Origin of the sequence: Corynebacterium sp. ACRQK (assembly GCF_022345965.1) — a bacterium.
GTDB lineage: Bacteria > Actinomycetota > Actinomycetes > Mycobacteriales > Mycobacteriaceae > Corynebacterium.
Genome location: NZ_JAKRMU010000001.1, coordinates 604,638 through 610,843, shown reverse-complemented (window position 1 = coordinate 610,843; position 6,206 = coordinate 604,638). Strand labels below are relative to the sequence as shown.

Here is a 6,206-nt window from a genome sequence, read left to right as displayed (position 1 = left end):
GTCTGGGGTATGTGGGGGTACCTGGGGCGGACGTGAGTGGGCAGCGGTGGGCGTCAAAAAGAAACAATAAGTATGGCAATAGAGGCAATAGAAAGGGCGCATTGGAGGCAGCGACGGCCGGGCGATAGGATGGGGCACGTGACTCTTACTCTTGGAATTGTTGGCCTGCCCAACGTGGGCAAGTCCACGCTGTTTAACGCCCTGACCCGCAACGATGTTCTGGCCGCGAACTACCCGTTCGCAACCATCGAGCCCAACGTGGGGCTGGTGGAGCTGCCGGACCCGCGCCTGACGCGCCTGGCGGAGATCTTCGAATCCGAGCGCATCTTGCCCGCGACTGTGTCCTTCGTGGACATCGCCGGCATCGTGAAGGGCGCCTCCGATGGCGAGGGTATGGGTAATGCCTTCCTGGCGAACATTCGCGAGGCGGACGCGATCTGCCAGGTGGTGCGTGCGTTCTCCGACGACAACGTGATCCACGTCGATGGGCGTGTGGACCCCGCCAGCGACATTTCCGTCATTGAGACGGAGCTGATCCTGGCCGACCTGCAGACGGTGGAGAAGGCTCTGCCGCGCCTGGAGAAGGAAGCGCGCAAGAACAAGGATCTAGCCGAGCAGGTCGAGGGGGCTAAGAAGGCGCAGGAAATCCTGGAGGATAGCCGCACTCTGTCGAGTGCCGCGGCGCAGGGGGAGATCGACCTGGCGACTGTGCGCGACCTGCACTTCCTGACGGCCAAGCCGTTCCTGTACGTGTTCAACTCCGATGAGTCTGTGCTGACCGACGAGGATAAGAAGGCGGAGCTGCGCGAGCTGGTGGCTCCTGCGGACTGCGTGTTCCTGGACGCCGCGACGGAGGCGGACCTGCTGGAGCTGGACGACGAGGAGGCGGCTGAGCTGCTGGAATCCGTCGGGCAGACTGAGCCGGGGCTGCAGACCCTGGCCAAGGCTGGTTTCGCAACGCTGGGCCTGCAGACCTATCTGACTGCTGGGCCGAAGGAGGCTCGTGCGTGGACGATTCACCAGGGTGATACCGCCCCGCAGGCTGCCGGCGTGATCCACACGGACTTCGAGAAGGGCTTCATTAAGGCCGAGATCGTGGCCTTTGAGGATCTGGACGAGCTCGGTTCCATGGCAGAGGCCCGCGCCCACGGCAAGGTTCGCCAGGAAGGCAAGGACTACGTGATGGTCGACGGCGACGTGGTCGAGTTCAAATTTAACGTGTAGTGCTTAACCTCTGCGATGAACTCTTTGATCCCGGGACGTGATGAGGACTGGGGCTATTGTGCTCCCCCGAACGCTACGGCCCGGGGACACGAGGCTGTGTCGCAGGTGCAAGCGAGAGGACCAGGAGCGAAACACAGACCGCTGAGTCGACGCAGTCACGGTAAAGACGGAGCCGTCTAGGCGGTGCTCGAGGTTGCGCGAGATACGGTGACGCTGGGCGTCGGTAAGCGATGCGCATTCGGCGACATCGATGGAAAGCTGGACTTTGCCGTCCGTCGTGTTGACGCCCTGGCCGCCTGGAGTCGACGATTTCGCGAAACGCTCCGCGAGATCGGCGGCGATGACCGCACCGTCGGGGATCCCCGGGCCGGGCGCTATGGTCAGGTCGTTCATGCCGCCCAGCCTAGGTGCCCACAACCCTTTCTCGTCTCGGCGGAAGCGGAGACCGCGTCGCGACGGCCGGGATCCAGCCTCAGTATTATCCTCGTCACCGGTTGATTCGAACGCTTTTTGCTCCTCCTTCTCCCGTCGGGCTTCGATTTCAGCGGCCTCCGCAGGTGGCAGTGATCGCTGGATCCGCTCGAACTACCGGTTCCGATCAGCGGTCGAAGGATTTTCGCAGCAGCCGGACCTGCGGCGCCGGTGCCGCCGCCGTAGCCTGACGAGCATCCCCGCCATGACGGCCATCACGACGGCGGTCCCGGCACCGATGATCCAGGGATTACCGAGGAGCCCACCGACGCCTGCGAGTGCTCCGCCCGCCGCGATGAACGGCAGGCCGCAGCAGAGCAGCGACGGAAGCGCGCAGCATGCCAGCAAGAGCAGCCCGGTCACTGCAGCGACGACGGGACCGGCGCGCCATTCGTCGCGGTCCTGATCGGCGCTCATCGTCTGCTTCAGGATGAGATCTCCCCGATTGCCTGCGTTGCCGTTCATGCGCAGCACGACAGCAGCGACGGGTCGGTGGTGAAGGCCTTCGCGGCGATCCGGATGCCCTCGGCCATGGTCAGGTAGGGGGCCCAGGCGTTGGCGACCTCGGCGACGGTCCTGCCGAGCACGTGGACGCCTGCGGCGGCGAGCTCCCCGGCGTCCTTGGCGACGGCGGTCAGGCCGAGGATCTCTTTCGTCTCGGCGTTCACGACGATCTTGATGAACCCGCGGGTGTCGCGGTTCACCAAGGCGCGGGGCACGTGGTGCAGGGGCAGGACGCGGCAGTCGCAGCGGATCCCCGCGGCGAGGACGTCCTTCTCGGTCATCCCGACCGCGCCGATCGCGGGCCCGGTGAACGTCACCCGCGGCAGGCGGGCGTAGTCGACGGACCGGTCGGCGTCGGCGAACGCGTTCTCGGCGACGAGGGTGCCGTGGTGGGCGGCGACGTAGACGAACTCGGGGTGCCCGGTCACGTCGCCCGCGGCCCAGACCCGCGGGTTCGAGGACTGCAGCCGGTCGGAGACGACCACCTCGCCGGAGTCTCCGGTCTTCACCCCGACCGCATCGAGGTTCAGGCCATCGGTGACGGGACGGCGTCCGAGGGCGACCAGGACCTGGTCGGCGCGGAACTCCTGCGAGCCGCCGGACAAGGCGGCGGTCACGACGGCCTCGCCTCCCGTGCCGCGAGAGACCCGGGTGGGCACTGCGCGGCTGACGACGCGGATGCCCTCGTCGGCGAACACCTCCTGGAGCGCCTTCGACACCTCCGGCTCCTCCTTCGAGGCGAGCCGGGACCGCACGAGCAGCGTGACCTGCGAGCCGAGGCGGGCGAACAGCTGCGCCTGCTCCAGGGCGACGTAGCCGCCGCCGAGCACCAGCAGCGACTCGGGGACCTCCGTCAGCTCCATCGCCGTGGTCGAGGTCAGGTATCCGGTCTCCTCCAGGCCGTCGATCGGCGGTACCCACGGGCGAGAACCAGTCGCGACCAGGTAGTGGTGGGCCTCGATGGTCTCGACGCTTCCGTCGGATCCGGCAACATCGAGAACCGGCGCATCAGGGGTGCCCACGAACGAGGCGTCGCCGCGGAGGACCTGCCAGCCGTAGGAGTCGGCGACGTCGGCGTACTTCTCGCCGCGCAGCGACTCCACCAACGCTTGCTTCCCAGCGATCAGCGCGGGCATGTCGACGGGATCCGCCGTCGACGCGATCCCGGGGAACCGGGTTGCGGCGTCGACCGCGACGTGCCGCGCGCCGGCCGCGGCAATGAGCGCCTTCGACGGGACGCAGCCCGTGTTCACGCAGGTGCCGCCGAGCGTCCCGCGCTCGATCATCACCACCGACTTCCCGAGCGTGCTGGCGCGGATCGCAGCGGCGAACGCGCCGCCTCCCGATCCGATGATGGCGAGATCGTACTTCGTAGGCATCGCTACTCCTGTCAACTCTTGGCTTTCTGCTCTGTCTCAGCCATACTGGACCTTCCAGTGCAGGGGAAGGTCAAGCGCGGCCACGGAGGGAGACAGCAATGCGGATCGGAGAACTCGCCGAGAGGGCGGGCACTACCGCGAAGACCCTTCGCTTCTACGAGGAACAGGGCCTTCTACCCCCGACCGAGCGCACGCCGTCCGGATACCGCGACTACGCGCCCGAGACGGTCGCCCGGATCGACTTCATCCACCGCGGCCAGGCCGCGGGCCTCACCCTCGCCCAGATCCGCCAGATCCTCGACATCCGCGACGGCGGCCATGCGCCCTGCGGGCACGTGCGCGACCTGCTTGACGTGCGCCTCGCTGAGATCGAGCAGCAGATCGCGCAGCTCTCCGTGCTGCGCGACACTATCGCGGACCTTAGCCAGGACGCCGCGCACCCGGATCCTGAAACGTGCAGCACCGATCAAGTGTGTAGGTACTTGTAGACGGCGGGAGTCAATGACTCAAACGCTACAACCCCGATATGCGCTAGCGCATGTCGATGCCGCCGGTGCCCACCTCGATGATTTTGGTGGTGGCCGCGATAGCACACAGCAGCGGCATCGGGGCGGAGGCCTGCAGCGCGAAGTGGTGGACTCGGAAGGACGCGTTGTTCACGCCGATTTCGTCCGCAGCCTGGGTGATCTCCAGACGAGTCTTGGCGATCTTTTCCGCAGATGGCCCGCACTAGCTGCCGAAGGCGTAATGCCCGAAGCTTAAGAAGCCGATCGCTTTCATTGAATAACACTCCTTTTGATGGTGTTAACGAGAGGGGGTAACTTTGCAACGACATACCGTTGAGTTCAAATTTAACGTGTAACGTTATTGACGCTTCGCGTTATGGGGGATAGGGTGAAGCATGATCCAGTCGTTCGCTGACAAGGACACTGAGCGTCTGTGGAATCGAGAGCGGGTTCGCTCGATCGATTCCCGCATTCACTCAGTAGCGCTGCGTAAGCTTCGCCAGCTTGGGTACGCGCAGACTCTTGATGAGTTACGGATTCCCCCGGGAAACCGGCTTGAGGCGTTGAAAGGTGATCGGCGGGGTCAGTTCAGCATTCGAATCAACGACCAGTGGCGGATCTGTTTTCGGTGGTCCGCTGCGGGGCCAGAGGAGGTTGAGATCGTTGACTACCACTGACAAGCTCCCTCCGGTTCACCCCGGTGAGATCCTAATGGAGGACTTTCTCAAGGGAATGGGGATCACCCAGCACAAGCTCGCCGTCTCCATCGGCGTTCCGCCCCGCCGGATCAACGAAATTGTTCACGGTAAGCGCGCTGTAACCGCTGACACGGCCCTTCGTCTAGCGAAGTTTTTCGAGATGAGCCCCCAGTTCTGGCTCGGGTTGCAGACCCAGTACGACCTGGATGTGGCAGAAGACAAAATCCTCGCCGAGATCGAGCGGATTCAGCCGGTCCAAGCTGCTTCGGCGTAGGCCGCACCTAGGGAATTTGGGGCCGTTGCCTCATCGCTTTCAGCTCCGAGCGCCGCTTCTTTGCTTCGAGACGGCGCCGTACCGAGCCCCTCGTCGGCTTCGTTTTGTGCCGCGGGGGAGGGGGCGGAGCTAGGGCCTCGCGCAACAGGGCGGCCATGCGTTCGCGTGCCTCAGCTCGGTTGCGCACCTGCGACCGCTGGGTCGACGCAGACACGGTGAGGACGGAGCCGTCCAAGCGGTGCTCGAGGTTGCGCAAGATGCGGCGGCGTTGGGCGTCGGTAAGCGATGCGCTTTCAGCGATATCGATGGAAAGCTGGACCTTGCTGTCGGTCGGGTTGACGCCCTGGCCGCCCGGACCCGACGACTTCGCGAACCGCTCCGTTAGGTCGGCAGCGGCGATGACTGCACCGTCGGGGATCCCCGGGCCGGGCGCGATGGTCAGGTCTTTCATGCAGCCCAGTCTAGGTGCCCTACGAGTCGTTCTTGTCTCGGCGGAAGCGGAGGCCGCGTCGCGACGGACGGGGTTCAGCCTCAGAATTATTCTCGTCGTCGGTTGAGTCGAGTGCTTTTTGCTCTTCCTTCTCCCGTCGGGCTTCGATTTCAGCGGCCTTCGCAAGTAGCCGGTCGTCGTTCATGTCGCGAATTTTCTCGGTGGCTTTCTGCGCCTGATCCACCGCAGCCTGACGGGCGCAGTTCGCGACATTGACTGTGTCTCCCGCTAGCGACATCACAGATTGACGCCAGCCTTGGACCTAGAGACGCTCCGCGTAGTGTAGCTAGTCCCCGGGGTTACCCACGCAGAACTCGTTGCCTTCCGGGTCCTGCATGGCAGTCCACACCAATCCCGGCGCCTCGTGGGTGGTGAGTTCGGTAGCGCCTAGGTCTTTGAGGCGTTCTATTAAAGTTTCGCGCTCCGCCCCGCCAACGTCGATGTGCATGCGGTTTTTCCCAGGTGTCGGATCCTTGACGCGCTGAAATCCCAGCGCCGGGGTGGAATCAACCATCACAAAATCGCCGTAATCCGCGGCGATTTCGCATCCGGTTGCGGCGGACCAAAACTTGGCGAGCTTTGAGGGATCGTGGCAGTCGAAGGTGATCTGCCGGATCGTGAGATTGGCATCATTCATGGTCTCTATTATGAGGATGGGAT

Annotated in this window: 10 protein-coding genes and 1 pseudogene; 4 read left to right on the top strand and 7 right to left on the bottom strand. The window is 64.4% G+C overall.

Going from position 1 to position 6,206, the window contains the following annotated elements; translation table 11 throughout:
• Window positions 1-138 precede the first annotated feature (138 nt).
• On the top strand, window positions 139-1,224 hold the full coding sequence (gene ychF, locus MHX63_RS02790; RefSeq protein ID WP_035009760.1) for a redox-regulated ATPase YchF: 1,086 nt from the start codon (window positions 139-141) through the stop codon (window positions 1,222-1,224).
• 3 nt (window positions 1,225-1,227) lie between these two features.
• Here ychF and MHX63_RS10470 read toward each other — a convergent pair whose 3' ends face one another.
• The 3 genes from MHX63_RS10470 to merA all read right to left on the bottom strand — a co-directional run bounded on the left by MHX63_RS10470 (window position 1,228) and on the right by merA (window position 3,578).
• Window positions 1,228-1,617, bottom strand: coding sequence for a class I peptide chain release factor (locus tag MHX63_RS10470; RefSeq protein ID WP_015381421.1), 390 nt, complete (start codon window positions 1,615-1,617; stop codon window positions 1,228-1,230).
• A gap of 192 nt (window positions 1,618-1,809) precedes the next feature.
• Complete coding sequence (locus MHX63_RS02780) at window positions 1,810-2,160, bottom strand: hypothetical protein (RefSeq protein ID WP_005293255.1); 351 nt, start codon at window positions 2,158-2,160, stop codon at window positions 1,810-1,812.
• Window positions 2,157-3,578, bottom strand: coding sequence for a mercury(II) reductase (gene merA, locus MHX63_RS02775; RefSeq protein ID WP_239387129.1), 1,422 nt, complete (start codon window positions 3,576-3,578; stop codon window positions 2,157-2,159). The genes MHX63_RS02780 and merA overlap by 4 nt, the downstream gene beginning before the upstream one ends.
• Window positions 3,579-3,676: 98 nt before the next feature.
• On the opposite strand from merA, the gene MHX63_RS02770 reads away from it, so the two are divergent.
• Window positions 3,677-4,066 (top strand): heavy metal-responsive transcriptional regulator, encoded by a 390-nt coding sequence (locus MHX63_RS02770; RefSeq protein ID WP_239387128.1) that lies wholly within the window; start codon window positions 3,677-3,679, stop codon window positions 4,064-4,066.
• Window positions 4,067-4,112: 46 nt separating this feature from the next.
• Here MHX63_RS02770 and MHX63_RS10395 read toward each other — a convergent pair.
• A pseudogene (locus MHX63_RS10395) lies at window positions 4,113-4,358 on the bottom strand (alkane 1-monooxygenase); the annotation flags it as partial.
• A 121-nt stretch (window positions 4,359-4,479) separates the two neighbouring features.
• On the opposite strand from MHX63_RS10395, the gene MHX63_RS02760 reads away from it, so the two are divergent.
• Window positions 4,480-4,761: a type II toxin-antitoxin system RelE/ParE family toxin gene (locus MHX63_RS02760; protein WP_005290974.1), complete on the top strand. Its 282-nt coding sequence runs from the start codon at window positions 4,480-4,482 to the stop codon at window positions 4,759-4,761.
• 34 nt (window positions 4,762-4,795) lie between these two features.
• On the top strand, window positions 4,796-5,056 hold the full coding sequence (locus MHX63_RS02755; protein WP_049049231.1) for a HigA family addiction module antitoxin: 261 nt from the start codon (window positions 4,796-4,798) through the stop codon (window positions 5,054-5,056).
• Window positions 5,057-5,063: 7 nt separating this feature from the next.
• Here MHX63_RS02755 and arfB read toward each other — a convergent pair whose 3' ends face one another.
• From arfB to MHX63_RS02740, 3 genes are read right to left on the bottom strand one after another with little or no spacing between them, the layout of a single operon-like run.
• Entirely contained in the window at window positions 5,064-5,507 is a 444-nt protein-coding gene (arfB, locus tag MHX63_RS02750; RefSeq protein WP_035005746.1) for an alternative ribosome rescue aminoacyl-tRNA hydrolase ArfB, read from the bottom strand.
• A 19-nt stretch (window positions 5,508-5,526) separates the two neighbouring features.
• On the bottom strand, window positions 5,527-5,787 hold the full coding sequence (locus MHX63_RS02745) for a hypothetical protein (RefSeq protein WP_239200233.1): 261 nt from the start codon (window positions 5,785-5,787) through the stop codon (window positions 5,527-5,529).
• A gap of 45 nt (window positions 5,788-5,832) precedes the next feature.
• A complete protein-coding gene (locus tag MHX63_RS02740) occupies window positions 5,833-6,183 on the bottom strand; it encodes a VOC family protein (RefSeq protein WP_239387127.1) in 351 nt (116 codons plus the stop codon).
• Between the last annotated feature and the right edge of the window lie 23 nt (window positions 6,184-6,206).

Bases quoted from the DNA above. Each gene is read 5' to 3' on its own strand.
- merA (WP_239387129.1), bottom strand. From the start codon at position 3,578: ATGCCTACGAAGTACGATCTCGCCATCATCGGATCGGGAGGCGGCGCG.
- MHX63_RS02770 (WP_239387128.1), top strand. From the start codon at position 3,677: ATGCGGATCGGAGAACTCGCCGAGAGGGCGGGCACTACCGCGAAGACC.
- MHX63_RS10470 (WP_015381421.1), bottom strand. From the start codon at position 1,617: ATGAACGACCTGACCATAGCGCCCGGCCCGGGGATCCCCGACGGTGCG.
- MHX63_RS02755 (WP_049049231.1), top strand. From the start codon at position 4,796: ATGGAGGACTTTCTCAAGGGAATGGGGATCACCCAGCACAAGCTCGCC.
- MHX63_RS02780 (WP_005293255.1), bottom strand. From the start codon at position 2,160: ATGAACGGCAACGCAGGCAATCGGGGAGATCTCATCCTGAAGCAGACG.
- arfB (WP_035005746.1), bottom strand. From the start codon at position 5,507: ATGAAAGACCTGACCATCGCGCCCGGCCCGGGGATCCCCGACGGTGCA.
- MHX63_RS02760 (WP_005290974.1), top strand. From the start codon at position 4,480: ATGATCCAGTCGTTCGCTGACAAGGACACTGAGCGTCTGTGGAATCGA.
- MHX63_RS02740 (WP_239387127.1), bottom strand. From the start codon at position 6,183: ATGAATGATGCCAATCTCACGATCCGGCAGATCACCTTCGACTGCCAC.